The 25,742-nt window shown below is 69.0% G+C and carries 21 protein-coding genes; 12 read left to right on the plus strand and 9 right to left on the minus strand.

Annotation, left to right across the window (positions count from 1 at the left end; genetic code table 11):
* Position 1 precedes the first annotated feature (1 nt).
* Together AP234_RS12110 and AP234_RS12115 are read right to left on the minus strand one after the other, a co-directional pair.
* A complete protein-coding gene (locus tag AP234_RS12110; RefSeq protein ID WP_055479657.1) occupies positions 2-664 on the minus strand; it encodes a hypothetical protein in 663 nt (220 codons plus the stop codon).
* Positions 661-1,416 (minus strand): ABC transporter ATP-binding protein, encoded by a 756-nt coding sequence (locus tag AP234_RS12115; protein ID WP_055479747.1) that lies wholly within the window; start codon positions 1,414-1,416, stop codon positions 661-663. Before AP234_RS12115 ends, AP234_RS12110 begins: the two co-directional genes overlap by 4 nt.
* Before the next feature lie 47 nt (positions 1,417-1,463).
* Here AP234_RS12115 and AP234_RS12120 point away from each other — a divergent pair, with 47 nt between their 5' ends.
* Positions 1,464-2,255, plus strand: coding sequence for a cyclase family protein (locus AP234_RS12120; RefSeq protein ID WP_431998464.1), 792 nt, complete (start codon positions 1,464-1,466; stop codon positions 2,253-2,255).
* A gap of 21 nt (positions 2,256-2,276) precedes the next feature.
* Here the strand turns inward: AP234_RS12120 and AP234_RS12125 are convergent, their stop codons facing one another.
* Both AP234_RS12125 and AP234_RS12130 read right to left on the minus strand, forming a co-directional pair.
* On the minus strand, positions 2,277-3,026 hold the full coding sequence (locus tag AP234_RS12125; protein ID WP_055479658.1) for a type 1 glutamine amidotransferase: 750 nt from the start codon (positions 3,024-3,026) through the stop codon (positions 2,277-2,279).
* A 73-nt stretch (positions 3,027-3,099) separates the two neighbouring features.
* Positions 3,100-3,588 carry an Lrp/AsnC family transcriptional regulator gene (locus AP234_RS12130; RefSeq protein ID WP_055479659.1) on the minus strand — a complete coding sequence of 163 codons (489 nt, stop codon included), beginning with the start codon at positions 3,586-3,588 and terminating at the stop codon, positions 3,100-3,102.
* A gap of 240 nt (positions 3,589-3,828) precedes the next feature.
* Between AP234_RS12130 and AP234_RS12135 the strand changes: the two genes are divergently transcribed.
* The 6 genes from AP234_RS12135 to AP234_RS12160 all read left to right on the plus strand — a co-directional run bounded on the left by AP234_RS12135 (position 3,829) and on the right by AP234_RS12160 (position 10,913).
* A complete protein-coding gene (locus tag AP234_RS12135; RefSeq protein ID WP_055479660.1) occupies positions 3,829-5,265 on the plus strand; it encodes a gamma-aminobutyraldehyde dehydrogenase in 1,437 nt (478 codons plus the stop codon).
* A 47-nt stretch (positions 5,266-5,312) separates the two neighbouring features.
* Positions 5,313-6,461: an ABC transporter ATP-binding protein gene (locus AP234_RS12140; RefSeq protein ID WP_055479661.1), complete on the plus strand. Its 1,149-nt coding sequence runs from the start codon at positions 5,313-5,315 to the stop codon at positions 6,459-6,461.
* A gap of 62 nt (positions 6,462-6,523) precedes the next feature.
* The gene (locus tag AP234_RS12145) at positions 6,524-7,783 is read left to right on the plus strand and encodes a polyamine ABC transporter substrate-binding protein (protein WP_055479662.1); all 1,260 of its coding nucleotides are present in this window, start codon (positions 6,524-6,526) and stop codon (positions 7,781-7,783) included.
* Positions 7,780-8,646: an ABC transporter permease gene (locus AP234_RS12150; protein WP_055479663.1), complete on the plus strand. Its 867-nt coding sequence runs from the start codon at positions 7,780-7,782 to the stop codon at positions 8,644-8,646. Before AP234_RS12145 ends, AP234_RS12150 begins: the two co-directional genes overlap by 4 nt.
* Positions 8,643-9,452: an ABC transporter permease gene (locus tag AP234_RS12155; protein ID WP_055479664.1), complete on the plus strand. Its 810-nt coding sequence runs from the start codon at positions 8,643-8,645 to the stop codon at positions 9,450-9,452. The genes AP234_RS12150 and AP234_RS12155 overlap by 4 nt, the downstream gene beginning before the upstream one ends.
* A 36-nt stretch (positions 9,453-9,488) precedes the next feature.
* Complete coding sequence (locus tag AP234_RS12160; protein WP_055479665.1) at positions 9,489-10,913, plus strand: NAD(P)/FAD-dependent oxidoreductase; 1,425 nt, start codon at positions 9,489-9,491, stop codon at positions 10,911-10,913.
* 273 nt (positions 10,914-11,186) lie between these two features.
* Here AP234_RS12160 and AP234_RS12165 read toward each other — a convergent pair whose 3' ends face one another.
* Entirely contained in the window at positions 11,187-12,065 is an 879-nt protein-coding gene (locus tag AP234_RS12165) for an aryldialkylphosphatase (RefSeq protein WP_055479666.1), read from the minus strand.
* 76 nt (positions 12,066-12,141) lie between these two features.
* Complete coding sequence (gene leuE, locus AP234_RS12170; RefSeq protein ID WP_055479667.1) at positions 12,142-12,798, minus strand: leucine efflux protein LeuE; 657 nt, start codon at positions 12,796-12,798, stop codon at positions 12,142-12,144.
* Between the two features lie 457 nt (positions 12,799-13,255).
* Here leuE and AP234_RS12175 point away from each other — a divergent pair, with 457 nt between their 5' ends.
* The 5 genes from AP234_RS12175 (at position 13,256) to AP234_RS12195 (ending at position 22,591) form a co-directional block, all read left to right on the plus strand.
* Positions 13,256-14,641 (plus strand): helix-turn-helix domain-containing protein, encoded by a 1,386-nt coding sequence (locus AP234_RS12175; protein WP_055479668.1) that lies wholly within the window; start codon positions 13,256-13,258, stop codon positions 14,639-14,641.
* Between the two features lie 560 nt (positions 14,642-15,201).
* Complete coding sequence (locus tag AP234_RS12180; RefSeq protein ID WP_200926454.1) at positions 15,202-17,166, plus strand: M4 family metallopeptidase; 1,965 nt, start codon at positions 15,202-15,204, stop codon at positions 17,164-17,166.
* Positions 17,167-17,796: 630 nt separating this feature from the next.
* On the plus strand, positions 17,797-19,422 hold the full coding sequence (locus AP234_RS12185) for a carbohydrate binding domain-containing protein (RefSeq protein ID WP_055479669.1): 1,626 nt from the start codon (positions 17,797-17,799) through the stop codon (positions 19,420-19,422).
* 49 nt (positions 19,423-19,471) lie between these two features.
* The gene (locus AP234_RS12190; protein WP_055479670.1) at positions 19,472-20,929 is read left to right on the plus strand and encodes a carbohydrate-binding protein; all 1,458 of its coding nucleotides are present in this window, start codon (positions 19,472-19,474) and stop codon (positions 20,927-20,929) included.
* 333 nt (positions 20,930-21,262) lie between these two features.
* Positions 21,263-22,591, plus strand: a complete 1,329-nt coding sequence (locus AP234_RS12195; protein ID WP_055479671.1) for a hypothetical protein — start codon at positions 21,263-21,265, stop codon at positions 22,589-22,591.
* A gap of 350 nt (positions 22,592-22,941) precedes the next feature.
* Here AP234_RS12195 and AP234_RS12200 read toward each other — a convergent pair whose 3' ends face one another.
* The 3 genes from AP234_RS12200 to AP234_RS12210 all read right to left on the minus strand — a co-directional run bounded on the left by AP234_RS12200 (position 22,942) and on the right by AP234_RS12210 (position 25,479).
* Entirely contained in the window at positions 22,942-23,526 is a 585-nt protein-coding gene (locus AP234_RS12200; RefSeq protein ID WP_055479672.1) for a hypothetical protein, read from the minus strand.
* Positions 23,523-24,113: an RNA polymerase sigma factor gene (locus AP234_RS12205; RefSeq protein ID WP_055479673.1), complete on the minus strand. Its 591-nt coding sequence runs from the start codon at positions 24,111-24,113 to the stop codon at positions 23,523-23,525. Before AP234_RS12205 ends, AP234_RS12200 begins: the two co-directional genes overlap by 4 nt.
* Before the next feature lie 322 nt (positions 24,114-24,435).
* Positions 24,436-25,479, minus strand: a complete 1,044-nt coding sequence (locus AP234_RS12210; protein WP_055479674.1) for an AI-2E family transporter — start codon at positions 25,477-25,479, stop codon at positions 24,436-24,438.
* Between the last annotated feature and the right edge of the window lie 263 nt (positions 25,480-25,742).

Consider the following 25,742-nt stretch of genomic DNA (forward strand, 5'->3'; position numbering starts at 1 on the left):
GTCACGGGCGGGTCAGGCGAAGGCGCGCGTAGACGGCCAGGCCGAGGGCGGGCCACAGCAGCGACTGCACCGTGAGCAGGGGCAGGCCGGCGAGCAGGACGCCGTGGTGTGCGTCGCGCATCCAGGTGAGGAGCGGGACGCCGAGCCAGCGGATTCCCGACATGCTGATGAGCAGCATGACCAGGTAACCGAGGATCAGGGTCATGCTCGACACCGCGGGGGAGGCGATGATCGGGCGGCTCGTCAGCGCTCCGAGCGCCACACCCGCGATCACCGACAGCAGGTGCAGGCACGCGCCGGCGGCGAGCACGGCCGGGCCCGGGGCGGCCGACAGCCGCAGGACCAGCGTGGTCATGGCGACGGCGGCCAGCACGAGGTCGTACGCCCCGGCGGCCAGCAGTCCGCCCGCCACCTCTGACCGGCCGACGGCCGTACGAGAGATCATCCGCTGCTCGTCCGGCTCGCTGTCGAGAAGCCCGCGGGCGGCCCAGGCGAACACCGGGACGAGGATGGCGGCCGAGTCGGCCGCCGCCCCCAGTTCGGCACCCGGGGGGACCGGCGTCGCGTAGAGGATCGCCAGCAGCGGGAGCAGCCCGATGAGGGGCTGGACGGCCCTGTGGGAGCGCGCGTAGGCGGCGAGCCGGAACCGGACCAGGGCGATCATCGGCCCACCGCCGTACGGACCGTCCGGACGTCGTGGCCTTCGGCCCGCAGGCGCTCGGCCAGGTCGGCGGCCTTCGACGCGGCCACGCGGACCTCGAGCACCGTGGCCGGCTCGGCGGCGTCGAGCAGGTCGTCCGGGGGCTCCTCGACGACGGGGACCTCGCGGACGGCCCCGTCGCGCACCTCGTGCCGCCGCCTTCCGGGCAGCGCGCGCAGGTCGCCCTGGTGGTCGCTGACGACGACGATGCCGCCCCCGGCCGCCACCTCGCCGATGACGCGCGGCAGCTCTGCGCGGGTGGCCGTGTCCAGGCCGGCGAAGGGCTCGTCGAGGACGAGCAGCCCCGGCCGGCACAGCAGCGCCTGGGCGAGGCCCACCTTGTGGGCGCTGCCCTTGGACAGGTCCGGCAGCCGCCGGTCGAGCAGGTGATCCATGCCGAGCCGTTCCGCCCATTCCCCCACGGATCGCGGATCGACGCGGCGGACGGCCGCCATGTGCCGGAGATAGGCGGCGACGGTGAACGGCTGCCCCGCCGGGAAGCGTTCCGGGGCGTATCCGACCACGGCCGGCCGATCCTCGATCACGCCCCTGACGGGTCTGAGCAGTCCCGCGAGCAGGCGCAGGAGAGTGGACTTGCCCGTGCCGTTGATCCCGGTGATCTCGACGACGTCTCCGCCGCCGAGGTTCAGCTCCACCCCGGACAGCACCCATGGATCCCGCCGCCCGTAGCGGAACGAGAGGTTGGCGACCCGCATGTTCACAGGAGCCTATAACCACATTTCCCCATCCGTCGGGTATTCCGATGGTCGCGGTGACCGTGATCATGGCGACACGGCGCGCGTTGAGCGAGAAGATCGGTGACGACACGTTCTCCACGCCGCTCGAGAACCTGGACGGAACGCGCTCCATCGCCCTGGGAGGCGACATGCTGATCGACCTGACGGTGCCGATGGCGACCGGGATGCCGGTCTACCCCGGGGATCCCGAGGTGGCGGTCGAACCGGCGCTGACGGTCGCGGCCGAGGGGGTCAACGTCCTGCGTCTGCACCTCGGGTCGCAGTCGGGCACCCACGTGGACGCGCCGTACCACATCGACGACGCCCTGCCCACGCTGGCGGACCTGCCCCTCGACCGGTTCGTCGGCCCGGCGGTCGTCGCCGACGTGCGGGGCCTGCCGCCGCATGCGCCGATCACGCCGGAGGCGCTGGCGCCGGCGCTGGCGTCGGCGGGTTCGCGTCCGGGGACGATCCTGCTGATCGCCACCGGCTGGGCGGCCCACTGGGGGGACGAGCACTATCTGGCGCACCCGTGGCTCACCGCGGAGGCGGCCGAGCTGATCGTACGGTCGGGGACCATGACGGTCGGGATCGACGCGCTGAGCGTGGATCCCACCCCGGCCGGTGAGATTCCCGCCCACCGCGTCCTGTGCGGGGCGCACGCCGTCATCGCGGAGAACCTGCGCGGCCTCGACGACCTCCTGGCCGCCCAGACCGCGGGCCACGAGATCGAGGTCTTCCTGCTGCCGCTCCGGCTCGGCTCGGCCGACGGCGCCCCCATCCGCGCCGTCGCCCGCGTCACCGCGGAGGCCCCGTAGGGCCACCGAAGGAGAACCGGCTCACGGCGAGGCCGCGGTCTCCGCTCCGCCGGAGGCGCGGCGGACGACCAGGTCGATCCAGCGGTCGGCCATGCGGCCCCAAATCGTGCGCAGGGCGGGTTCGGCAGCGGCGATCTCGGTGAGCATGGTGTTGACGTCCAGACCCAGTTCGGCCAATTTGCCGGAATCGTCCCGGGCCCACGGCTCGACGGACTCCACCAGCACCTCGGGATGGAACTGCACGCCCCAGGCCGCCGGGCCCAGCCGGAACGCCTGGTTGGGGAAGTCGGGGCAGCACAGCAGCGGAACGGCCCCGGGCGGCAGCTCGGTGATCTCGTCGTAGTGCCACTGGACGGCCGGCGCTGCGTCGGGCAGGCCGGCGAACAGCGCGTCCTGCGCTGCGGCCGGCCGGGCCGTCAGCGGGAACAGGCCGATCTGGGGAGCGGAGGCCCTGGCCACGGCGCCGCCGCAGGCGTGGGCGAGCAGCTGCCCGCCCAGGCACACGCCGAGCGTGGGGACCTCGGCGCGTACGGCCCGGCGGAGCAGATCGGCCACCGAGGGCAGCCAGGGCGCCCTGTCCACGTCGCCCACGCCGGGGACGCCGCCGAGGACGAGAAGGCCGTCGATCCCCTCAAGGGAGCGTGGGAGCGGGTCGCCCCGCCACGGCTGGCGCAGATCCGGCCTGACCCCGGCCGCCGCGATTCGCGTGCCGATGAGTCCGGGGCCGGCGCCGTCCTCGTGCTGGACGATGAGGATCACGGGAGTGTTCACGGACGGTACGCCTCACTGATCGGCTTCGGGGAACCCGGCCTGACGGTGCCCCAGGAGCTGCGGGGAACCCGATCTAACGGGTGCCCCAGGAGTAGGTCTGCTTGTGCAGTTTCAGGTAGACGAACGTCTCGGTCGCCCGCACGCTGCCGATAGCCCTGATCTTGCCGAGGATCTCCAGCAGGTGGCTGTCCCCCTCACAGACCACCTCGACGATGAGGTCCACCGAGCCGGCCGTCAGCACCACATAGTTGATCTCCTTTATCGAGGAGAGCTCCTCGGCGACGGCGTCCAGGTCGCCCTCGCACTTGATGCCGATCATCGCCTGCCGAGGGAAGCCGAGCGACAGGGGATCGGTGACCGCGACGATCTGCATCACACCGAGGTCGAGCAGCCGCTGCACCCGCTGGCGTACCGCGGCCTCCGACAGCCCCACGGCCTTGCCTATCGCGGCGTACGGCTTGCGCCCGTCGGTCTGAAGCTGCTCGATGATCTGCTTGGAGATCTCGTCGAGCATCACTGGCCCGCCCTTTCCGGGCGCGCGTACCTTGGACGGATTGGTCATCCTCGGGGGGGTGTCCTCTCTGGGGGATGGAGTGGGACGGGAGACGGGCTGTCACCGGTGTGACCTCGTGTTACAGGGTAGTTCCCGACGTCGTGTGATCAGGCTCCGACAGGTTGTCAACCCTGCTGCTCATGGCAATCGAATTCGTAGCGATTTGGTATCTTAGCCACGGATTCCCTTGTAGTTGTCTGTTTTCTCTGTCAGAGTCGCGACAACTCCAGCCACCGCAACAGGAGGTCAATGTTGACCACCCGTCTCCAGAACTTCGTGAACGGGAAGTTCGTCGACGCCGTGAGCGGGCGCTTCTCCGACGTGGTCGACCCTACGACGGGCGAGGTCTACGCCCAGGCACCGGTGTCGGGCCGAGAGGACGTCGACGCGGCCTACGCCGCCGCCACCGCCGCCTTCGAGACGTGGGGCCAGACGACGCCGGGTGAGCGGTCCGCGCTGCTGCTGAAGATCGCCGACGCGATCGAGGCGCGGGCCGACGAGATCAATGAGGCGGAGTGCCGTAACACCGGCAAGCCTCGGGCCCGGATGGCCGAGGACGAGACGCCGGTCGGCGCCGACCACTTCCGGTTCTTCGCCGGGGCGGCCCGCACCCTTGAGGGCCCGACCGCCGGAGAGTTCCTCGCCGACCACACGTCCATGATCAGGCACGAGCCGATCGGCGTCATCGGTCAGGTCACGCCGTGGAACTACCCGATGATGATGGCGGTCTGGAAGATCGCTCCCGCGCTCGCGGCCGGCAACACGATCGTGCTCAAGCCGTCGGACACCACTCCCGCCTCCACGCTCAAGCTCGCCGAGATCGTCGGCGACATCCTCCCGGCGGGCGTCTTCAACGTCGTCACCGGGGACCGCGAGACCGGTGCGCTGGTCGTTGGCCACCCGAGCGCCGACATGGTCGCGATCACGGGCTCGGTCGGCGCGGGCATGGCGGTCGCCAGGTCGGCGGCCGACGATCTCAAGCGCGTCCACCTGGAGCTCGGCGGCAAGGCGCCGGTCGTGGTGTTCGATGACGTCAAGGACATCGGGGCCGTGGCGGCGGCGATCGCCGAGGCCGGTCTCTACAACGCCGGCCAGGACTGCACCGCCGGCTGCCGGGTGCTCGTCCAGGAGAGCATCCACGACGAGCTCGCCGCCGCGCTCGCCGAGGCGGCGGCCGCGACCAAGGTGGGCGGCCTGGACGACGAGGACGCCTACTTCGGCCCGCTCAACAACGCCGCCCAGCTCGCCAGGGTGGAGGGATTCTTCGCGCGCAAGCCCGACCACGCGAAGGTCCTGACCGGCGGCCACCGGATCGGCGAGAAGGGGTTCTTCTTCGCGCCGACCGTCGTCGACGGCCTCCGCCAGGACGACGAGATGATCCAGGACGAGATCTTCGGCCCGGTCATCACGATCCAGACGTTCACCGACGAGGCGGACGCGCTGGCCAAGGCGAACGGCGTGCGGTACGGACTGTCCGGCTCGGTGTGGACCTCCGACCACGGCCGGGCCATGCGCATGTCCAAGCGGCTGGACTTCGGCGTGGTGTGGGTCAACGCCCACCTCCCGTTCGTGTCCGAGATGCCGCACGGCGGCTTCAAGCACTCCGGTTACGGAAAGGACCTTTCGGTCTTCGGACTGCATGACTACACGCGCGTCAAGCACGTCATGCACTACATCGGCGAATAGGCCACGTTCGGCCGTACGGCCTATCGACAAAGAGGAATAAGCCTGGAATGACAGACATCCAGGCGGGCACGGGGGCGGTCGTCGCGGCCGCCCCCGTATCAGCCGACGTGCCCGCCATCGAACTCGACAGCGTCGTCAAGGAGTACGTGTCACACGGAGAGGTCGTTCAGGCCGTGAAGGGCGTCAGCCTCTCCATCGCCGAAGGCGAGTTCTTCTCCCTCCTCGGTCCGTCCGGCTGCGGCAAGACCACGACGATGCGGATGATCGCCGGGTTCGAGGAGCCCACCCGGGGGAGCGTCCGGCTGCGCGGCGAGGACGTGACCAACGTGCCGCCGAACCGGCGCGACGTGAACATGGTCTTCCAGTCGTACGCGCTGTTCCCGCACATGAGCGTGTGGGAGAACGTGGCCTTCGGGCTCAAGCGCAAGAAGGTCCCCGCCGACGAGATCAAGCGCCGCGTCGGCGACATCCTGGAAGTGGTGGACCTGGTCGGCCGGGAGAAGCGCCGTCCCAGGGAGATGTCCGGCGGCCAGCAGCAGCGCGTCGCGCTCGCCCGCGCGCTGGTCAACCGGCCCCGGGCGCTGCTCCTCGACGAGCCGCTCGGCGCGCTCGACCTGAAGCTGCGCCAGGCCATGCAGATCGAGCTCAAGCGCATCCAGCGCGACGTGGGCATCACGTTCGTCTACGTCACCCACGACCAGAGCGAGGCGCTCACGATGAGCGACCGCATCGCCGTGATGAACGACGGGCTCGTGGAGCAGCTGGCCGACCCGCGCGAGATCTATGAGAGGCCGGCGACCAAGTTCGTCGCGGGGTTCATCGGCACCTCCAACCTGCTCAGCGGCACGGTACGGCAGGTGACCGGCGCGACGGCGGTGCTCTCGTTCGGAGCCGGCGACCAGATCATGGTCCCGGCCGACGGCACGGCGGGCGTGGGCGACACGGTGGACCTCACCGTACGGCCCGAGAAGATCACGATCTCGACGGAGCAGCCGGCGGGCGATCTGAGCATCGTGCGCGGCACGGTGGCGGAGGTCGTGTACCTCGGGACCTACAACAGCTACACGGTCGTGCTCGCCGACGGAGCCGACATCACCGTGTTCCAGCAGAACGCGCACGACAGCACCATCACGGCCGGGCGAGGCGACACGGTCTGGCTCTCCTGGCAGCCCCGGCACTCCTACGCGCTGAGGTGACCACACCGATCACCGCGCGGTTCCCCAGAGCAGGCACAGCAACTCCCCCGGAGCGCAACCCCATGAACGACCCCTCCAGGCAGGATCTCGCCTTCCTCCGCGGCATGACCGGACGGCGCCTCGGCCGCCGCGACGCCCTGCGCCTGAGCGGCCTGTCTGCCGCCGGGCTCGCCCTCGCCGCGTGCGGTGTGCAGGGCAAGAGCGTGGCGCAGCCGACCTCCTCGGCTCAGGTGGAGTCCGAGGTGGACAAGTACTGGTCAGGCAAGACGAAGAACGGCCACGTCGACTTCGTCAACTGGCCGCTCTACATGGATCCCAAGCTGCCCGAGCTCAAGGAGTTCACCGAGCGGACCGGGATCACGGTGAACTACAAGGAGGCCATCCAGGAGACCACGAGCTGGTACGCCAAGATCCAGCCGCAGCTCGCCGCCGGGCAGTCCATCGGCTACGACGTGATGATCGTCACCAACAGCGTCCAGCTCACCCAGCTGATCAAGCTGGGTTACCTGGTGCCGCTCGATCACGCCCAGCTGCCCAACTTCGCCAAGAACGTCGGCGAGCGGTACAAGAGCCAGTCCTTCGACCCGGGCAACGTGTTCACCGTCCCGTACGCCTCCGGGATGACCGGCATCGCGTACAACCCGAAGTACGTGGACACGCCGCCGACGAGCTACTCCGCACTCTGGGATCCCAAGTACAAGGGCAAGGTCGGCATGATGGCCGACTCGCAGGAGATCGCGAACTTCGCGATGTTCCTGCTCGGCATCGACCCGGCCAAGTCCACGCAGGCCGACTGGGAGAAGGCGGCCGAGAAGCTCAAGGAGCAGCGCGACTCCGGGATCGTCCGGAAATATTACGACCAGTCGTACATCGATCCGCTGGCCAAGGGCGACATCTGGATCACCCAGGCGTGGTCGGGCGACATCTTCCAGAAGAACCTCTCCGACGGCACCGACCTGAAGTTCGTGATCCCGGACGAGGGCGCCACCATCTGGACCGACAACTTCATGATCCCGAAGACGGCCGTCAACCCGGTCGACGCGATCATGATGATCGACTTCTTCTACGAGCCCGCCATCGCGGCGAGCCTGGCCGAGTACATCAACTACGTGACCCCGGTGCCCGCTGCCAAGGACATCATCGTCGAGAAGGCCGCGAAGGCGACCGGGGAGGACAAGAAGACGCTCGACATGATCGCCGGCAGCCCGCTGGTGTTCCCGAGCGAGGACGACTACGCCAAGCTGCGAACCTATGTGACCTTCGCCAACAGTGAGGAGCACAAGAAGTTCGAGAGCGTCTTCCAGCCCATCACCACCTCATGAGCAGGCGGCTCAGGACGGCGCTCACGCCGTATGCGCTGATCTTTCCCGGCGGCATCTGGCTCGCGATCTTCTTCGTCGTCCCGATGGTGGTCATGCTGTCGCTCTCGCTGCAGTCGGGCAGCGTGGAGGACGGCTATGCCTTCACCTGGAACTGGCACTCCTATGTCGACGGGCTGACGAACTACCACGACCAGATCATCCGTTCGGTGATCTACGGGCTGTCCTCGACCGTGATCCAGATCGTCATCGGCTTCCCGGTGGCGTACTGGATCGCGTTCAAGGGCGGCAGGCGCAAGTCGGTCTACCTGTTCCTGCTGCTGCTGCCCTTCCTGGTGTCGTTCGTGCTGCGGACGATCTCCTGGCAGTTCCTGCTGTCGGACAACGGCATGCTGCTCGGCCCGCTCAAGGGCATCGGGCTGCTGCCGGAGGACTTCCGGGTGTTGGCCACGCCGTACGCCGTGATCGGCGGCCTCGCGTACAACTTCCTGCCGTTCATGGTGCTGCCGATGTACGTGGCGCTCGAACGGATCGACCCGCGGGTCCTGGAGGCGGCGCAGGACCTGTACGCGAGCCGGTTCCAGACGTTCCTGCGCGTGGTGCTGCCGCTGTCGCTGCCCGGTGTGTTCGCCGGTGTGCTCATGACGTTCGTGCCGGCCACGTCGGACTACGTCAACGCCTCGGTGCTCGGCGGGACGAACACCACGATGATCGGCAACGTCATCCAGAACCAGTACCTGATCACCCAGGACTATCCGACGGCCTCGGCGCTGTCGTTCACGCTCATGGCGCTGCTGCTGGTCGGCATCTTCGCCTACGCCAGGGCGCTGGGCACCGAGGACGTGCTGGAGGTGGCGGCCCGATGAGCCTGCGAGGCCGTGCGGCCGGACGCAGACCGCTGCTGGGCGGTCGCGGGCTGCAGATCTTCACCTGGCTGGTGATCGCCTGGCTGCTCCTGCCGATCGCCGTGATGATCCTGTTCGGGTTCAACGACACCCAGGGCCGCTACAACACCGCCTGGCAGGGTTTCACGCTCAAGTGGTACGGCAAGCTGTTCGAGATCGGCGACCTGACCGAGGCGCTGGTGAACTCGCTGCTCATCGCGCTGCTGACGATGGTCGTCGCCGGCGTGCTCGGCTCGCTCATCGGGCTGGCGCTGGGCCGCTACCGCTTCCGCGGGTCCGGTACGACGAACGTCGTCATGTTCGCCGCCATCGCCTGTGCCGAGATCGTGATGGGCGCCTCGCTGCTGTCGCTGTTCGTCACGCTCGCCGTGCCGCTGGGGTTCTGGACGATCATGATCTCGCACGTGATGTTCTCGATCTCGTTCGTCGCGGTGACGGTCCGGGCCCGGGTGATGACGCTGGACCGCTCGCTCGAGGAGGCGGCCAGGGACCTCGGCGCGGGCACCTGGACCACGTTCCGCCTGGTCACCCTGCCAATGATCTTCCCGGGTGTGCTGGCCGGGTCGATGCTGGCCTTCGCGCTGTCCATCGACGACTTCGTGATCACCAACTTCACCGCAGGCGGGACGGTGACGTTCCCGCTGTGGATCTGGGGCTCCACGCGGGTGGGCATTCCGCCCCAGGTCAACATCATGGGCACGCTGATCTTCGCGGGTGGCGTGCTGATCGCCGTGGTCAACGCCCTGATGGCCCGCCGTCGCGGCTGATTCCGCGGTTCGAATCGCTGTAGGGAAGTGAAATGTGTGGATCCGCTGAAGGCACTCGCTGACGCGGAGCGCAAGCCGTACTGGCTCGACCGGCCGATCGCGCCGGAGCCGCTGCCCCCGCTCAGGGGCGGGACGACCTGCGATCTGGCCGTGGTCGGGGGTGGCTTCTCCGGCCTGTGGGCGGCGCTGCTGGCCAAGGAGCGGGAGCCGTCGCTCGACGTGGTCCTGCTGGAGGGCCGTCGGATCGGGTGGGCCGCCTCCGGCCGCAACGGCGGCTTCTGCGCCGCCAGCATCACCCACGGTCTGGGCAACGGGCTGCGGCGCTGGCCCGAGGAGATCGCCACGCTGGAGCGGCTCGGGCGGCGGAATCTGGCCGAGATCGAGGCGACGGTCACGAGGTACGGCATCGACTGCTCGTTCGAGCGCACCGGCGAGCTGCACGTCGCCACCGAGGAGTGGCAGCTCGCCGACCTGGAGGAGGAGGCGCGGGCCGCCGCGTCGCTCGGCCTGCGGCTGGACCGGCTCGACCGGGAGCAGACGCGGGCCGAGGTGGACTCCCCGACATACCTCGGCGGCCTGTGGGACCGGGACGGGACCGCCATGGTCGACCCGGCGCGGCTGGCCTGGGGACTGAGAGACGCCTGCCTGCGGCTCGGTGTTCGGATCTTCGAGCACACGCCGGTCAGGTCGGTGCGCGACGGTGGGAGGCCGCTGGAGCTCGACACCCCCGGGGGCAGGGTCAGGGCCCGGCGGGTGGCGCTCGGCACCGGCGTCTTCCCGCCGTTGCTGCGCAGGCTCGGGCACTTCCTCGTGCCCGTGTACGACTACGCGCTGATGACCGAGCCGCTGCCGCCCGCACGGCTGGCCGAGCTCGGCTGGCGGAACCGGCAGGGCGTCGGCGACTCCGCCAACCAGTTCCACTACTACCGGCTGACCGACGACAACCGGATCCTGTGGGGCGGCTACGACGCGATCTACCACAACGGCGGCCTGATCAAAGCGTCCCACGACCAGCGGGACGCCACGTTCGAGAAGCTCGCCAGGCACTTCTACGAGACGTTCCCGCAGCTCGAAGGGGTGCGCTTCACCCACCGCTGGGGCGGGGTCATCGACACCTGCAGCCGGTTCAGCGCCTTCTTCGGCACCGCGTACGGCTCCCGCCTCGCCTATGCGGTGGGCTACACGGGGCTGGGCGTCGGCGCCACCCGGTTCGGCGCCAACGTGATGCTCGACCTGCTCGGCGGCCCGGATCTGGGCGGCCCCGGCTTCGGCGGCGGGGAGACCGAGCGGACCCGGCTGCGCATGGTCAGGGAGAAGCCGCTGCCGTTCCCGCCCGAGCCGTTCAGGTCGGGCGTCGTCCAGCTCACCCGCTGGTCGATGGCCCGGGCCGACGCCCGCCGGGGCCGGCGCAACGCCTGGCTGCGCCTGCTCGACGCGATGGGCCTCGGCTTCGACTCCTGATCCCTCCACCCCAGTTACCGTGATCTTGTAATTGCTCGCAGATGAGTGCATTGAGCTGGGACGATACGTGCCGTGATCTTGCAGAAACTCGCACATACCTCACTTGACCTGGGTAAATGTCACCCGTGATCTTGCACTGCAAGATCACGGGCGCCGAAGCCGCAGGTGGGGTGCGATGCCTGCGAGTTTCTGCAAGATCACGAATGGAGTATGTGCAGGTCAAGGGTAATGTCTGCGAGTTTTCGCAAGATCACGCCCAGGGAGGGGGGAGGATCACCGCGTGCCGGTCAGCCAGCGCAGGGGGTTCTCGCTGGTGATCAGGTGAAGGGTGTCGTCGTCGACTCCGGCGGCGGTCAGGGCGGGGACGAGCGTGTCGAACAGCCGGCCGTACCCGTGCCCGCCGTAGGCGGCGACGTGCTCCTGGCGCTCCACCCCGCTGCTGAGAAGCACCTGTTCGGTGTGGCCGGCGTCCAGGAGGGCGAGGGCGTGCTCGGCCTCACGGACGCTGACGTAGGCCCCGGTTTCGGCGATCTTACGCTGCGTGGGGGCGTCCGCGCCGCGAACGCTCAGGCGGTGCGCGGGTACGCCGTTGGAGAGCAGGAGCTCGAGCAGGTGGAGGCCTCCGGCGGCCACCGGGAGATCGGTGTGCAGCGAGGCTCGCGCCGCCGCGATCACCGCCCGCTCCTCGGCGGGAGTCGGGGTCTCGCCCCAGGACGCCGCCACGATCAGACCGGGACGCGTCCCGGTCCCGTCGAGCCCGGCGCCGATCTCCCGCAGCAGGTCGCCGGTGAGCTCGTCCGCGTCGCGGTGCCGGATCAGTCCGCCGGAGAACGGCTCGGCCGCGAAGCCCGTCGATGTCACGATGTGGACCCGGGTGTCCATGGCGACGCGGGCCAGCGCGGCCGGATCCCGCGCCATGCCCAGGCAGGTGTGCTCGACGATCAGGGCGAGGCCGTGCTCCCGCCCGATCACCCTGATCTCGGGGATGATGTGGCGTTCCTCGTCCAGCCAGCGGCGCGGATCGGAGTCCACGCCGATGCCCCAGCGGGTGTCGGTGCGCATATGCTCGTGGGGCAGCACCGGTCCGTTCAGCTCCGAGACGGGAACCGCGCCGGTGACGGTCTGGATGCGGGGGAACGAGGCGCCGGACATGCCCGGACATTACCTGATTTTTGCGTCCAGTGCCCTCTAACCTGCCAATTTGTAACGTTCTGTGGCTGTCTGTCGATCAGCTCAGCGTGGCCGTGGCCAGTTTGGCGCCGAAGCCCAGGAACAGGACGCCCGCTCCCGAGGTCAGACCGGCCGACAGCTTGCGCCGCCGCCGGAAACGATCGGCGAGGAAGGTGCCGCCGAAGATGAGCATCGTCAGATAGGCGAAGCTGAAGACCTGGATGATCAGCGCGAGGATCAGGAACGACAGCGCGGGCGCGGCGTACGTCGGGTCCACGAACTGCACGAAGAACGCCACGAAGAACAGGATCGCCTTGGGGTTGAGCAGGCTGATCGTCAGAGCCCTGCGGAACGGGCTCTTCTGTGGCATGGGCTCCTCGACCGCCTCGACCTCCTGGGGCGCGGCAGGGGAGCGCAGCGACTTCCACGCCGTGCGCACCAGGCCGAAGCCGATCCACGCCAGGTACGCCGCCCCGGCGTACTTGACCACCGAGAACAGCAGCGGCGTCGACTTCAGCAGCGAGGCCACGCCGGCGGCCGAGAGGAACATCAGCACGCTGTCGCCGACGAAGACCCCGCACGCGGCGCGGTAGCCGTACCTGACGCCTCGCCGGGCCGCGGCGGAGAGTACGAACAGCGAGTTGGGGCCGGGCAGCAGGATGATGAGGAACGATCCGACGACGTAGGCCCAGATGTTGGTGATGCCAAAGAACAATGTTGCTCCCACAAAAAATGATGTCTCACCATATAGCCACACCAAGATCTACAGATCGTCCTCGCCCGGTCTGGGGGACATCCGCCGCCGCCCCGGAGCAGGCCGGGTACGGTTCCGACCTCGACCGGATCCACGACCTACGCGGCCTCTGTCGACGTGCGTGGGTGAGAACGCGTCGGAAGGCGTCGAATCGGGTCTTGTCGGGCATGCGGGGCAGAGCTACGATTCGACCGATCTCAATAAGGTTTCCATAAAGAGGCGGCCGCCTACCAGATCAGCGCGACGCACCCGATCGCGCATGCGCACCGGTCGTGCACGGCCACCGGACGCGTGCGGTGCACGCACGCTTCGGCGCCGTCGTGTGCGTCCGGACGGTCATGTCACCCGCAATTTCCGCGCACTCCTTGGGAGCCCGGTGGACGCCGAGACTGCTCACGCGAACCCTCCAGCCGTCCGGGTGCCGGCACGATGGGAGGAGTTCGGCCGATGCCTGCGGCACTGGCGGCGGCGGGCCGGGCTCACCCAGGCGCAGGTCGGCATCCACGTCGGCTACGACCACAGCGCGATCAGCAAGCTGGAGGGCGGGAACCGGGAGCCGTCCCCGCGCCTCGTGCGCCGGCTCGACGACCTGCTGGGCACGGGCGGGGAACTGCAGGCGGCCTACACGGCCGCCGCCCTGCCGGGGCAGGCCGGGATCGGGCCAGCCGGGCTGTCGCCGTCCGATCCGCTCCCCGGGGACGGCAGGGCACTGCTGGCCGACATGGAGATCCTCGAAACGCTGAGCTGGCCGTCGCATCTGCCCAGTTACGGGCTCGCGTGCCCGCTTCACGGCGCCGACGGCTGTGTGGTGCCCGTTCCGGCCGAGGCGCTGTCGAGCTATCTCGCGTCCTGCGCGTTCGACCAGACCTCCCCGCCCCCGCAGAACATCGACGCCGACGCCGTGCACGTGCTGGCCGCGCTCCTGGCGGCGTACTGGCAGGCGGGTGACGAGCGGGCGGCCGCGGTGCTGGTCACGGTGGTCGAGCACGCGCTGCACGCGATCGCACGATGGATGGAGGTGCTCGCCGGGCCGTACCGGCGGGCGCTGCTCAGCCTCGCCGCCGGCTACGGGCAACTGGCCGCCGTGCTGCGGATGCAGCGCGGCCAGCACGGCATGGCGGCGGCCTGGTTCGGCGCGGGCCTGCGCTGGGCCGCGATGGCCGAGGATCTCGAGACGCGGGTGTCCCTCCTCGGGGACATGAGCACGCTCGCGCGGCTCGAGAACGACCCGCAGTCCGCCCTGGCGTACGCGCGGGGCATCCGCGCCGCAGGACCGGGCCGGGAGTGGGTGGCGGCACTGGCCGATCTCTACGAGGCCCGGGGACACGCGCTGGGCGGTGACGCGGCCGAGTGCCATCGGCACATCGCGCACGCCAGGGTGCACCTGGCCCGGTTCGGCGAGCGCGACGAGTTCGAGGCGCCCTGGCTGTGCGGCACCGCCGGTCACCTCCGCGTCGAGGCGAACACCGGCGGCGCGCTGCGCGACATCGCCGCGGTCACGGCCAGCCGGTCGGTGGCCGGCCTGGCGGTCCAGGCGATCGAGAGGTCGCTGCGCCATCTGCCGTCGCACATGCGGCAGACCCGGGTGATGCTCACGCTGCGGCTGGCCGACGGCTACGCCTGCGCGGGCAACGCCGAGGCCGCCCTCGTGGTCGCCGAGCCGGTGCTCGCCGAGGCGGTCGCCATGCCCACCTCCATGATCAGCCAGGAGCTTCGCGGTCTGCGCAACCGGCTGGTGGCCCGCTGGGGCGGCCGGCTCGATGTGCGCGATTTCGCCGCCAGAGTCGGCGGCCCGCCTTTCTGATCTTCGCGGTCGGCGTTCTCCCGCGAGCGGTTCTCCCGCGAGCCGATCTCCCTTTCCACGGACCGATCTCCCTCTCTGCGAGCCGATCTCCCTTTCCACGGACCGATCTCCCTCTCTGCGAGCCGATCTCCTTTTCCACGGACCGATCTCCCTCTCTGCGAGCCGATCTCCTTTTCCACGGACCGATCTCCCTCTCTGCGAGCCGATCTCTCCTGCCGCGCGCCGATGCCCTCCAAGGGGGCGGATCTCCTTCTCCGGGGGCGGATCGGGGGTGCACCGGTTTGTCGATTTCCTTGCCAACCGTGACCCGAAGCGTGTCGCTTCGTCACCATCCGTCACCTGCGTCCCGCAGGACGCGATCGCGCTGCCGTACGGATCGACAGAGTTTGCATGATCCGTACAGATCGTTGACCCGGTCTGTCGGGATTGGGACGGTCTGGTCGCGGCGCTCCTGCCCTGTCCGGGCGAATGAACGACCGGTACAGGTCCCGCGTCGATGTCGCGGTACGGCCATCCGGCCGGCACCGCGTACCCCCACATCGTCTAGCAGCGAGGACAACATGAGAGGTTTCCTCCGAAGACTGGCCCCGTTCGGCATCGCCGCCGCGGCCGTCGCGACCGCGATCCCCATGTCGGTGGCGGCCGCCTCGACGGCGACGGACCCGAGCCCCGACCCCTCCGTCGTCGCCAGGGCCGACCAGGCCATCGCCCAGCATGGCGAGGCGGTGCGCGCCGGCGGCTCGGACAAGTACACCGTGTCGGTCGCCAACGTGGACGGCGACGGCGCGGCGCACGTGCGCTACATCCGGAAGTATCACAACCTGCGGGTCCTCGGCGGCGACTTCGTCGTCCACCTGAACAGGGACGGCGCCTTCGACGGGGCATCGGTGGGTCTCGCGGCGCCGCTCACGCTCGGCGTCACCCCGAAGATCAGCGCCGCGGACGCGGCGGCCAAGGCAAAGGACGCGTTCACGGGGGAGATCGGCGAGATCGCCAAGCCCGAGCTGGTCGTCGACGCCTCCTCCGGGTACGGCAGGCTGGCCTGGGAGACCGTGATCAGCGGCATGGCGGAGGACGGGCAGACCCCGTCGCGGCTACACGTGATCACCGATGCGGTCACCGGGGCCGTCCTGACCTCGTTCGACGAGATCATGCACGTGGACGGCGTCGGCAACTCGATCTACTCGGGCACGGTCACGATCTCCACCTCGGGGTCGAGCGGCTCCTACAGCATGGTCGACGTCGACCGCGGCAACGGCCGTACGTGTGACATGAACAACCGCACCAGCGGCACCTGCACGACGTTCACCGACCCCGACAACACCTGGGGCAACGGCTCCAACAGCAACCGGCAGAGCGCCGGCGTCGACGCGCACTACGGTGCGGCGACCACGTTCGACTACTTCAAGAACGTGCACGGCCGCAACGGCATCTTCGGCAACGGACAGGGCGTGCCGAGCCGGGTCCACTACGGCAGCAACTACGTGAACGCCTTCTGGGACGGCTCCCAGATGACGTACGGCGACGGGTCGGGCAACTCCCGTCCGCTGGTCGCGATCGACGTGGCCGGGCACGAGATGTCCCACGGCGTGACCGAGCGCACCGCCAACCTGACCTACTCCGGGGAGTCCGGCGGCCTCAACGAGGCGACCAGCGACATCTTCGGCACGATGGTCGAGTTCTACTCCAACAACTCCTCCGACCCCGGCGACTACGACATCGGGGAGGAAATCAACATCAACGGCAACGGCACCCCGTTGCGGTACATGTACAACCCCTCACTGGACGGCCGCTCGCACTCGTGCTGGTCGACCAGCACCAATAGCGTCGACGTGCACTACTCCTCCGGCGTCGGCAACCACTTCTTCTTCATGCTCGCCGAGGGCTCCGGCAGCACGCAGTACGGCAACTCGCCCGTGTGCGGCTCGGCCCCCGCGGTGACCGGCATCGGCCGGGACAAGGCCGCGAAGATCTGGTTCCGCGCACTGGCCAACTACTTCACGTCCAGCACCCGCTACGTGAACTCCGGCAACCCCGGCAACACCGCCCGCGCCTACACGCTGCGCGCGGCCACCGACCTGTACGGCAACTGCTCCACGGAGTACAAGACCGTCCAGGCGGCCTGGACCGCGGTCAACGTGTCCGGCAACGACGGCTCCTGCGGGGGCGACCCGAGCCCGAGCCCGAGTCCCAGCCCGACCCCGGGACCCGGCGCCTGCCAGGGGTATGAGACCACCAAGACCGGCACGCTGACCAGCGGATCCAGCGTCTACCAGCCCGACGGCAGCTACTTCTACACCGGCGCCTCCGGCGCGCACCGCGCCTGCCTGGACGGCCCCGCCGGCACCGACTACGACCTTTACCTGCAGAAGTGGTCGGGCTTCTCCTGGGCGACGGTCGCCCAGGGCGCCACCGCGGCCGCAGACGAGACCCTCTCCTACAACGGCACGGCCGGCTACTACCGCTACCGCGTCCATGCCTACAGCGGCTCCGGCGCCTACACCCTCGGATACGACGCGCCCTGATCTTTCAAGGGTGACCGGGCTCGGTCCAGCCACCTGGCTGGGCCGGGCCCCTTCGTGTTCACCGGGAGGATGGCGAGGCCTGACATGCGTGGTCAGAAAAGCATGTGGTTTGGGTCTTGTGTGGCCGCCGCACATGGGGCTACGATCCGATCAACTCTTAGGAAACTTTCCTAAAAGAAAGACGACTCGGAGTCGCAGCATGGCCCTCTCGGACCCGTAACCTCCGTCCGCGTCACGTCACCAGGCGCCCCAGAGCGCCGTACAGCCGGCGCCGTCCTATCCGGCCGCCTCGGTTAGGCGCCGGCCGTACGGATTCCTTGACCACCCCCCGAACCCCCGGAAATCACCCTCCCCAACCCCCCGCGTGATCTTGCGATTTCTCGCACGCGGTCGGTCTGGTCAGCGGAAATGCCGCCCGTGATCTTGCAGAATCTCGCGGCCATCTTCCCTGAGCCGGTGAAATGTCCTCCGTGATCTTGCACTCTCTCGACGCACTGCAAGATCACGGAGGGTGAAGGCGCGGCTCACGGCCGTGCTCCCCTGATTTCTGCAAGATCACGATGAGTGTCGGGCCAGGTCATCGACCATGCCTGCGAGATTTCGCAAGATCACGGTGAAAGTGAGACGAATGTGTCCGTCCGAAAGCTGGCGGCGGTAGCCGTACTGGCGCTGGGGGCGACCGGCCTGTGGGCCGGGAGCGCCTCGGCGGCCAATATCGTGGCCAATGCCGGATTCGAGTCCGGCCTCACCGGCTGGACCTGCTCCGCGGCCTCCGGAGCCCAGGCGGTGTCCAGCCCGGTGCACGGTGGGACGAAGGCGCTGTCGGCCACGCCCGCCGGGAGTGATCACGCACGCTGCCAACAGACCATCAGTGTGCGTCCGTCCACGTCGTACACATTGTCGGCCTGGGTCCAGGGCAACTATGTGTTCCTCGGCGCGACCGGCACGGGCACCTCCGACGCGCAGATCTGGGGGTCGCCCGGGTCCACGTGGCGGCAGCTGAGCACCTCGTTCACGACGGGATCCGCGACGACCAGCGTGACGGTCTACGTCAACGGTTGGTACGGCCAGGGCGCCTACTACGCGGACGACATCGTGCTCGACGGCCCCGGGGGCCCAAGCCCCAGCCCCACCCCTACCCCGACTCCCACGCCGACTCCGACGCCGACTCCGACTCCGACCCCGACGCCCACCCCGACTCCGACGCCGACACCCACGCCGACCCCGACCCCGACGCCGAACACCAAGCGGCTGCTGGTGGGCTATCTGCACGCCTCGTTCGCCAACGGCTCCGGGTACGTGCGGATGGCCGATGTGCCCAACGAATGGGACATCATCGATCTCGCCTTCGGCGAGCCGACGTCGGTCACCTCCGGTGACATCCGGTTCAACCGCTGCCCGGTGGCCGAGTGCCCGAATGTGGAGAGCGACGCGGAGTTCATCGCGGGGATCCGCGCCAAGCAGGCGGCCGGCAAGAAGGTGCTCATCTCCATCGGCGGCCAGAACGGCCAGGTGCAGCTGACCACCACCGCGGCCAGGGACAAGTTCGTCGCGTCCGTCAGCGCGATCATCGATAAGTACGGCCTGGACGGCCTCGACATCGACTTCGAGGGCCACTCCCTGTCGCTGAACAAGGGTGACACCGACTTCAGGAACCCCACCACCCCGGTGGTCGTGAACCTGATCTCCGCTCTCAAGACGCTCAAGGCGAAGTACGGCGCGAACTTCGTGCTGACGATGGCTCCGGAGACGTTCTTCGTCCAGCTCGGCTACCAGTTCTACGGCGCCGGTGCGAACGGTACGGCGGATCCGCGCGCCGGTGCGTACCTACCGGTGATCTACGCGCTGCGCGACGACCTGACGCTGCTGCACGTCCAGGACTACAACTCCGGGCCGATCATGGGCCTCGACGACCAGTACCACACGATGGGCGTGGCCGATTTCCACATCGCCATGACCGACATGCTGCTCACCGGCTTCCCAGTGGCCGGTGGTGCGACCTTCCCCGCGCTCCGTCCCGAGCAGGTGGCGATCGGCCTACCGGCCGCGCCGTGGGCCGGGAACGGCTTCACCACGGTGGCTCAGGTGCAGAACGCGTTCAGCTGCCTGGCGAAGGGGACCGGCTGCGGCTCCTACCGGCCGCACGGCGTCTTCCCCGGCCTACGAGGCCTGATGGCGTGGTCCATCAACTGGGACAAGTACAACGGGTTCGAGTTCTCCCGTAACCATCGGGCGTACCTCAACGGCCTCGGCTGATCCCGAGAAGCCCGATATCACCCCCCATTCCCTTCCTCGAAGGACAGTCATGAGATTAAGCCGCAAGATGACGGCGACTCTCGCCGCGGTGGCGCTGTCGGTGACCGGCCTCGCCGTCACGGCCCCCGTCGCCTACGGCCAGGTGACCGCCGGCGCGAGCACGGCTCTGGCCGCCCCGGCCTGGGCGGCGTGGACCGCCTACAAGACCGGCGACCGGGTGACCTACAACGGCGTCGAGTACGAGTGCATCCAGGGCCACACCTCGCTGCCCGGTTGGGAGCCGTCGAACGTCCCGGCGCTGTGGAAGGTCGCCGGCGGCGGAACCCCCAGCCCCAGCCCGAGCCCGACGCCTCCGGCGGGAGTCCCGGGCAAGCCGGGTACGCCGAGCGTCACCGGGACCACCAACAACTCGATCTCGCTGAGCTGGGGCGCCTCCTCGGGCACCGTCACCGGCTACCGCGTGTACGAGGGCACCGGCGTGGCGGCCACCGCCAGTGGGACCAGCACCACGATCTCCGGCCTCGGCGCCTGCACCACGCACACCTACACCGTCAAGGCGTACAACTCCAACGGCGAGTCCGTGGCGAGCTCGGCGGTCACCGGCACCACGAGCGGCTGCACGGGCGGCGGCGGCAAGATGCCCGGCGCGCCGTACCTCTACACGGGCTGGGGCAACCCGCCCAGCCCGGCCACGGTCATGAACGCCACCGGGATCAAGCAGTTCACCATGGCGTTCATCCTCTCCAGCGGCGGATGCAACCCCGCCTGGGACGGCCAGCGTCCGCTGTTGGGCGGTCAGGACGCGGCGGCGATCTCCCAGATCAAGAACGCCGGCGGCAACGTGCAGATCTCCTTCGGTGGCTGGTCGGGCAACAAGCTCGGCCCGAACTGCTCCACGCCGGCCGCCTTCGCCGACGCGGTGCAGAAGGTCATCGACGCCCACCAGCCGGCCGCGGTGGACTTCGACATCGAGAACACCGATGAGTTCGAGAACACGGTTGTTCAGGACCGCATCCTCAACGCCCTGAAGATCGTCAAGCAGAAGAACCCGAGCGTGAAGGTCGTCGTCACGTTCGGCACCGCCACCAGCGGGCCGACGTACTACGGCACCCGGCTGATCAACCAGGCCAAGGCGCTCGGCGTCGACATCGACAACTACACGATCATGCCGTTCGACTTCGGCGGCGGCGCCGACATGTACGGGAACACGGTCAACGCGGCCGAGGGCCTGAAGAACGCGCTCAAGTCCGCGTGGGGCTGGTCCGACGCGACCGCGTACGCCCACATGGGCATCTCGGGCATGAACGGCCTGTCCGACCAGCGCGAGCTGACCTCGGTGGACACCTGGACCAGGATCCGGGACTACGCCAAGTCGAACGGGCTCGGGAGGCTCGCCTTCTGGTCGGTCAACCGGGACCGTCCCTGCCCCAACGGCGGCGTGGCCGAGAACTGCAGCGGAATCGCCCAGAACGACTGGGACTTCACCAGGGTGACCGCAGGCTTCTGATCTGGAAGCCCGGTTCCGATGACCGGGGCCGGGCGGGCCGGGACGCGTCCCGGCTCCGGCCCGGCCCGTGATCGGGCGGCCGGCACGACAGGAATCACCCCCCGTTACCTGTCGTGCCGGCCGCCGCTTCGCGTGGGGGCCAGCAGGCCGATGAGCATGCCAACGAAGGTCGCCACAGTGAGGGTGATCCAGAGCCGCATCTTCATCGAGGTCTCCCATTTGTTACTGTGAGTGGCCAGAATACCGCGAATAGTGACAGAGTGCGACCGGGGGAGCAGAAATCTTCCATCGAGTCGCCTCCTTCACCGTTTGTGGGGCACGCTTGGCTTCGCCATGCATTACGCAATCCACACAGCCCTCGTTCTGATAGCCGGAGTCGTCGTCGCGGTGGTCGCGGAGCGGAAGGGCTGGAAGCCCTCGCTCGCGGTGACCCTGGCGGTCGGCGTCGGCGTCCGCGCACTGATCCTGGTGATCGCCGCCACGGACGGATGGCAGCCGCCCGACTATGTCGGCAGCTTCAAGCCGGCCGGCGAGGCGATCCTCAACCACCGCGACCCGGTGCTGGAGAGCAACGGCGGGTGGCACTTCCTGCCGACGATCCCCTACATGTACGGCCTGCTGCTCTGGCTGGGCATCCCCTGGGAGGTCACCGGCAGGCTGGTGACCGTGGCCGCCGACATCGTGCTGATCCCGCTGGTCGGCAGGCTGGCCGGAGGCTCAGCCGCACGGCTGCGCGCCTTCCAGTACGCGTGCAACCCGCTGGCGATCCTCGTCGCCTCCGTGCACGGCCAGGTCGAGCCGGTCTCCCTGGTCTTCGCCGTCGCCGCGTACGTCGTGGCCCGCGGGCCCGACGGCTGGCGGCGCCCCGAGCCACTGCCCTGGCTGCGGCCGGGCGAGTTCCTGCGCCGCCTCACACACCCCTTGGAAGCGGACCGCGCTGCCACCGGCCGAGCGGTGTGGGCGGGACTGCTGATGGGGCTCGCGCTGTGCGCGAAGAGCTGGCCGGTGATCCTCGTGCCGGCGTTGCTCATGCTTCTCCCGGGACTGCGCTCCCGCCTGGTCTCGCTGGTCGCGACCGGCGTACCGCCGGTCCTGTTCCTGCTGTCGCTGCCGATCGGCGGCTGGACCAAGTGGAGCGAGCTCGACGACGTGCTCAACGCCATCGGGCTACGGCCGAGCGACGTACGGCCCATCACGGGCGACTGGGGCTGGACGGCCCTGCTGAGCGGGGGAGAGTGGAACCTCGATCCGACTCCCGCGAGGATCGGCCAGTACCTGATCTACGCCTCGCTGGTCGCCTGCCTGATCTGGTGGCGCAAGGCCCACCCGGTCGACGTCACGATCGCGATCCTGCTGGCGTTCATGATCTTCACGCCGCGGCTCGGCGCGCAGTACCTGCTGTGGTTCATGCCGTTCCTGGTCGCCCGGCCCACCCGCTGGGCCTGGCCGGCGATTCTCGGGTGCTGTCTGTGGGCGGCCGTCGGATATCTCGTGCTCACCCAGTTCCCCGGGGAGCAGTGGTACGAACTGCACAAGCCATGGGCGATGAGCTCCATCGTGCTGTTCCCGCTGATCATCGCGGCCCTGCCGTGGAGCCGCAGGCAGGCGGAGGCGGCCGCCGCCTCGCCTGCCCATGCTCAGGTGGGCGAAGAGATCAGGTGACGACCAACTCGCGGCCGACCCCCGGCGAGGACCTGGCGTCAGGGCTTCGCCGGGGGAGGGACGATTTCGGTTCGGGAGCGGGCGGTCCGTTGCCCTGGTTGTCGGCCGGGTCGTCGAGACACCTGCGCGTGCAGGGACCAGGGTTACGAGTTGCTGTCCGTACGGCGGGGACGTACCGGTTCCGCCGGATCGTCACCTAGCGGCCTTCCGGCGGGTCCCGCGGATGCCCTGCGGGGAGCCCACCGACCAGGTTGCCGTCGTCGGCGCGGAGCCGGAAGCCGATGAGCCTCCTGCGGGTGCCCGCCGCGGGGCCCGCTCCTCCTGCTGCGGTGGCGGGCCCCGGCATTTTCTCAACTCCTGGGCGGTCCCAGGGGCGCTTCCGTGCTGTCAACCAAGGTGCAGTCGGCGACAGGACCATCCGACACACCGGCCCAGATGCCCGCGACCACGGGGGTGCCGTCGCCGACGCTGAACTCCAACACCCCGGTCTGACCCGGCTTGATCACCTTCGGGTCGATCGTGAACCCGTCCTCGTACCCTTCGGGGGCCGGGAACACAGACAGGGAGGCCTGCTCCCGCGGCACGAGCTGCTCGCTGCGTGGCTGGGGGCTGCACCGCTTGCCCATGGGGATGTAGTCCACGACCACGTTGACGCCCATGGCCCGCAGGTCCTCTTGGAGCCGCTTGGGGTCCTTGGCCTCGTTGATGGTGATGTGGACCAGCCCGTCGCCCCCTGTGGTCACGGCATAAGCGGGCGTGCCTCCCGTGAGCGAGGGGAAGGCGATCGCTGCGGCCACAGCAGCGCCCAGCGCGGGTGCCAGCACCGCGGGACGGAGCAGCCGCCGTCGCCGCGGCGCGCGTGTGATCTCGGTCATCACGAACTCCTTGAGCAGATGGTGACGGCCCTCAGGAAGATCGCGTTCCGGCCAGCTCATCGGATCTCCTCCTTCTCTGGGCCTCGGTCACCTACTACCTGTCGGCCCCGTGGCGCTGGTTCCCGGTTTTCGCCGTATTCCGCGAGTTTTCTTCGGGCGCGGGACAGCCGGGACCTCACTGTGCCGATCGGGATCCCGAGCGCCTCCGCCGCTTCGGCGTAGTCCAGCCCCGCCCACACGCACAGCGCGAACACGTCCTGTTCCTGGCGGCGCAGCCTGCCGTACGCGAGCCGTACCCTGACGAGGCGTGCCGCGTCCTCGATGCGCCCGACCACCTCGTCGGCGAAGTCCGGAATCACCTCGCCCCGGGGCAGTCTGGCCACCGCGTCTTCGTACCTGCGTGACGTGCGCCGCAGGTTGCGCGTCACGTTGGTGGCGATCCCGAGCAGCCACGGCCGGAGCGACCCGCCCTCGGCGTCGATCCTCCGACGTAACCGCCACGCCTCCAGAAAGGTCATCGCCACAACGTCCTCGGCGGTGGACCAGTCACCGGTCAGCCGGAAGGCATGGTTGTAGACGCTTTTCGCGCTCTCGTCGAAGAGCCGTTCGAACGCCGCTGGGTCCCCGTCCCGTATCCGGGCACGCATTGACATGTCCACACAAAGGTACTGTCCGCCCGGTTCTCCCGGTTCCCTCCGGTGCTCAAGGCCCGACAGCCGCTCGATCACCGGCGTCGAGCTCCGCGTGCAGGCCGCGAGGTGATCACCGCGGCACGCGCACCGGCTACGTGGTGGTGGTCGGCAAGACCGGGTTCGCGTTGGCCGTGGCGTTCGGTGCGGCCCGTGGCCGCACGTGCGGCGGCAGATGATCACGACGGGCTCGGACATGCTTGTGCCGGATAGACCGGCGCTTTCGAATGGTCATGTGCACAAGTCGTGTTCGTCCATCGCGGGGTGCCGGACCGGCGGCCTACTCTGGTTCCGGTAACGAGCCAGAGAGCAGGGCCGCTGTCCACTTGCTCTTCGGATCGCTGTCGATGAGCAGGGCTCGTACGAGCAGGCTCAGCGGGATCGCCAGCAGAGCGCCCAGCGGCCCCAGGACCCACGCCCAGACGATCAGTGACAGGAACGTCGCGGTTGTGGACAGGCCTACGGCGTCGCCCAGGAACTTCGGCTGGATGAACGACTGGACGACCACGTTGATCGCGAGGTACGCGATGATCACCAGCAGCATGGTCTTCGGTCCGCCCTCGAGCAACCCGAGCAGCGCGGGCGGGATCAGACCGAGGACGAACCCGATGTTCGGAATGTAGTTGGTGATCAGCGCTAGCACTCCCCAGAGCAGCGGCAGGGGCACGCTGAGCGCGTAGAGCGCGGCGACATCGAGCGCCGCGCAGATCAGGCCGAAGAACGTCGAGACGATCAGATAGCGGCGGGTCCGATAGGTGAAGGTCTGGAGCGCCCTGGTCAGGTCGGGCCGCTCGACGGCGGCCGCGTTGACGATCCGGGAGAAGAACGGGGCGTCGAGGCTCATCGCCAGCAGCAGCACCACGATCAGGAAGAGGCTGGACAGCACGCTCATCACGCTGCTCAGCAGACCCTGGGCGACCTCGATCACCTTGCCCGCGTCGAGCGAGGACAGCACCTGGTTGAGCTGCTCGCTGCCGTAGCCGAGGCCGGCGGCCCAGTGCCGGAGGTCCGTCACCATCGTGTTGAACTGCGTGGCATAGGTGGGCGCGAGGAGGGCCAGCTGCGCGGCGGCGAGGCTGAGGATCGCCACCATGCCGAGCAGGACCAGCAGCACGATGGCGAGTGGGATGGCGATCTGCATCCAGGTGGGGGCGCGATGCCGAGACAGCCAGTTGCGCACCGGTGACACGGCGATCACCAGGGTCAGCGCCAGAACGACGGGCCCGAGGATCGACCCGACCGCCTGAATCCCGGCCAATGTGACCACGGCGGCGGCCGTTCCGAGCAGCACGACCAGGGCGCGTGGGAATCCCTGTTGAATCACCCATCGTTTCTACCGTCTCCAAAAGATCCCGCAAGTCCCCCTGGAGGGTCGTGTCCCGCCGGTTTCCGCCACATCCCCGGCCGGACCGCGTGGTCGGCCGCGGTTGGTGTCCAGCTCTGGTAATCTTGTCGAGCCGGGTGATCCGGCGGATCCCTCTCCCGGTCGTTTCGACGGGGTGTGGTTCGCCCGGGTATGGTCTCGGTGCCTCCTCTTTCTTCCGGATCTTGGGTCCGCTGCGGTTTGCGTGGCGGGGTCGGGCCGGG

The organism is Sphaerimonospora mesophila, from assembly GCF_001417795.1.
GTDB lineage: Bacteria > Actinomycetota > Actinomycetes > Streptosporangiales > Streptosporangiaceae > Sphaerimonospora > Sphaerimonospora mesophila.

What these genes read in the sequence shown, in the direction of transcription:
- AP234_RS12135 (WP_055479660.1), top strand. Translation starts at nt 3,829, where the DNA reads ATGTTGACCACCCGTCTCCAGAACTTCGTGAACGGGAAGTTCGTCGAC.
- AP234_RS12190 (WP_055479670.1), top strand. Translation starts at nt 19,472, where the DNA reads ATGAGATTAAGCCGCAAGATGACGGCGACTCTCGCCGCGGTGGCGCTG.
- AP234_RS12120 (WP_431998464.1), top strand. Translation starts at nt 1,464, where the DNA reads ATGGTCGCGGTGACCGTGATCATGGCGACACGGCGCGCGTTGAGCGAG.
- AP234_RS12165 (WP_055479666.1), bottom strand. Translation starts at nt 12,065, where the DNA reads ATGTCCGGCGCCTCGTTCCCCCGCATCCAGACCGTCACCGGCGCGGTT.
- AP234_RS12115 (WP_055479747.1), bottom strand. Translation starts at nt 1,416, where the DNA reads ATGCGGGTCGCCAACCTCTCGTTCCGCTACGGGCGGCGGGATCCATGG.
- AP234_RS12180 (WP_200926454.1), top strand. Translation starts at nt 15,202, where the DNA reads ATGAGAGGTTTCCTCCGAAGACTGGCCCCGTTCGGCATCGCCGCCGCG.
- AP234_RS12200 (WP_055479672.1), bottom strand. Translation starts at nt 23,526, where the DNA reads ATGAGCTGGCCGGAACGCGATCTTCCTGAGGGCCGTCACCATCTGCTC.
- AP234_RS12205 (WP_055479673.1), bottom strand. Translation starts at nt 24,113, where the DNA reads ATGCGTGCCCGGATACGGGACGGGGACCCAGCGGCGTTCGAACGGCTC.
- AP234_RS12110 (WP_055479657.1), bottom strand. Translation starts at nt 664, where the DNA reads ATGATCGCCCTGGTCCGGTTCCGGCTCGCCGCCTACGCGCGCTCCCAC.
- AP234_RS12145 (WP_055479662.1), top strand. Translation starts at nt 6,524, where the DNA reads ATGAACGACCCCTCCAGGCAGGATCTCGCCTTCCTCCGCGGCATGACC.
- AP234_RS12155 (WP_055479664.1), top strand. Translation starts at nt 8,643, where the DNA reads ATGAGCCTGCGAGGCCGTGCGGCCGGACGCAGACCGCTGCTGGGCGGT.
- AP234_RS12195 (WP_055479671.1), top strand. Translation starts at nt 21,263, where the DNA reads ATGCATTACGCAATCCACACAGCCCTCGTTCTGATAGCCGGAGTCGTC.
- AP234_RS12140 (WP_055479661.1), top strand. Translation starts at nt 5,313, where the DNA reads ATGACAGACATCCAGGCGGGCACGGGGGCGGTCGTCGCGGCCGCCCCC.
- AP234_RS12130 (WP_055479659.1), bottom strand. Translation starts at nt 3,588, where the DNA reads ATGACCAATCCGTCCAAGGTACGCGCGCCCGGAAAGGGCGGGCCAGTG.
- AP234_RS12150 (WP_055479663.1), top strand. Translation starts at nt 7,780, where the DNA reads ATGAGCAGGCGGCTCAGGACGGCGCTCACGCCGTATGCGCTGATCTTT.